The following is a 2,068-nucleotide window of genomic DNA, read 5'->3' as shown; positions in this document are numbered from 1 at the left end:
TCAAAAACGCGTTGCTGTCTCTAACCAAATCAGAGGACTGGCGGCAGAGTATGGTATTGTTTTTCCGCAACGCTCTGCTGCCCTGAGACAAGCACTACATGAAGCCCTTGAGGACGCGAGTAATGGGTTAACGGTGATTGCCCGTAGCATTTTGAAACAACTCTATGAAGACTGGCTGAAGTTGATTCAACAAACAGAAGAAATAGAAGAAACCCTCAAATCGCTATCATCACAAACACCTCTGTGGCAGCAATTGCAATCTATTCCCGGCATTGGCCCCCTCATCGCCTCGGCATTTATTGCTTATGCCGGTGATGGGAAGCAATTCAATAACGGCAGGCAATTAGCGGCCTGGCTAGGGTTAGTTCCCCGGCAAGCAAGTAGTGGCGGGAAAACACAATTAGGTAAAATCACCAAAAATGGTAATCGATACTTGCGCTGTATTTTAATTCATGGCGCCAGAGCAGCCATACAACGCAGAGCGTTACGGCACGATGCACTGGGTGACTGGATGCAGTCTTTGGTTAACCGGCGAGGGTTTAATAAAGCGTGTGTCGCTTATGCCAATAAATGCGCCAGAATATGCTGGTCAATCATGGTTAATAATGATGTGTTCCAGGTGAGCAAGGCGTTTGCCTAAATAAATTTGTTTTACTTTCAATAAAGTTGACTTCAGTTGATGAGCTAAACGGTTATCCGGCCTTGCAAGAACCTGAAACTGTCGAGGATTTTTAATCCGTTGACCTGATGAGGAGGCAAGGTTCGGACTTCACCATGGCGCAGCAGATTTGAATGGTTGCCAGACGCCGGATATATGACCGTGAACCGAAATTAGCCATGCACTGAGCCACCGAAAAAAGTTGAATATTGCGGGACGTCCATATATGACAGTTACCGGTTATTTATACAGGTGTCTGTCAGGTTAAATCTGGTTCAGATTTTTTTCTGCCCAGAGGCGTTTTCCATCCAGTAACGTTTCCATGGGGGTTCGCCCACAACACATTTTTCCTTGATGCGTCCTTTCATTATTGTAGTACCACAGCCAGTTGTCGAGATCCGCTTGAAGACTGTCCAGATCACTATAAAGCTTCTTGCGGAACGTTACCTGATAAAACTCTTGCAAAATCGTTTTATGGAAGCGTTCGCAGATGCCATTTGTTTGTGGAGACATCGCCTTGGTTTTCGTATGGTCGATATCATTAATCGCCAAATAAAGTTCATAATCATGATGCTCGACACGGCCACAGTACTCGGTTCCCCGGTCAGTGAGTATTCTCAGCATGGGAAGCCGTTGTGCTCCATAGAATGGCAATACGCAGTCATTAAGCAGGTCTGCTGCCGTGATCGGCGTTTTACTGGTGTACAGTTTACAATGCGCCACCTTCGAGTAAGTGTCTACGAACGTTTGTTGGTAAATACGCCCGACGCCTTTAAGATTGCCGACGTAGAACGTGTCTTGCGAGCCGAGATAGCCCGGGTGGGCCGTTTCTATTTCTCCGCAAGCTTCGTCATCATGGGCTTTTTTCTCTAAGGCGGCTATTTGTGCGTCATTGAGCGTAATCCCTTCTTGAGCCACTTTGGCTTCAAGCGCCTTGAGTCGTTTACCGAAGTTTTCAAGGTTGTTACTTAACCAGATAGAGCGGACGCCACTGCCGGAGATAAAGACGCCTTTTTGGCGTAACTCGTTACTGGTTCTGTGCTGCCCATGTGCCGGGAACTCAACCGCATGTTCAACCACGGCGCGTTCTGTCGCTTCATCCGCTCTGTTTTTTAGGTTAGGGACTCGACGGCTTTGATTGATAAGGTTATCGATACCGCCTTCTTCAGCAAGCTCCTGATAGCGATAAAAGGTATCACGTGAAACGCCCATTATTTTACAGGCTTTTGACACATTGCCGAGTTCTTCCGCTAAATTGAGCAAACCGACTTTGTGTTTGATAATAGGATTGTTAGTATAAAGCATGAGAGTTACCTCGTGTTTTGTATGAAGTTTGGACACCTTTATCAAAACCGGTAACTCTCAACCTTGCAAGGGCTAATTGTCAGATCAAGTCGGGACTAATACAAT

2 protein-coding genes are annotated in these 2,068 nt (G+C 46.3%); one reads left to right on the top strand and one right to left on the bottom strand.

The window, feature by feature from the left end:
• Positions 1-640 (top strand): IS110 family transposase (locus PSI15_RS17715; RefSeq protein WP_273584664.1); only part of this gene is annotated, 640 nt, incomplete at its 5' end.
• A 282-nt stretch (positions 641-922) separates the two neighbouring features.
• Here the strand turns inward: PSI15_RS17715 and PSI15_RS17710 are convergent.
• Positions 923-1,963, bottom strand: a complete 1,041-nt coding sequence (locus PSI15_RS17710) for an IS481 family transposase (protein ID WP_273584663.1) — start codon at positions 1,961-1,963, stop codon at positions 923-925.
• Between the last annotated feature and the right edge of the window lie 105 nt (positions 1,964-2,068).

The sequence above is a fragment of the Xenorhabdus sp. PR6a genome (assembly GCF_028599065.1).
Classification (GTDB): Bacteria; Pseudomonadota; Gammaproteobacteria; order Enterobacterales; family Enterobacteriaceae; genus Xenorhabdus; species Xenorhabdus doucetiae.
Note: the sequence above shows the minus strand (reverse complement) of the source record. Positions and strands in the feature narration are given on the sequence as shown.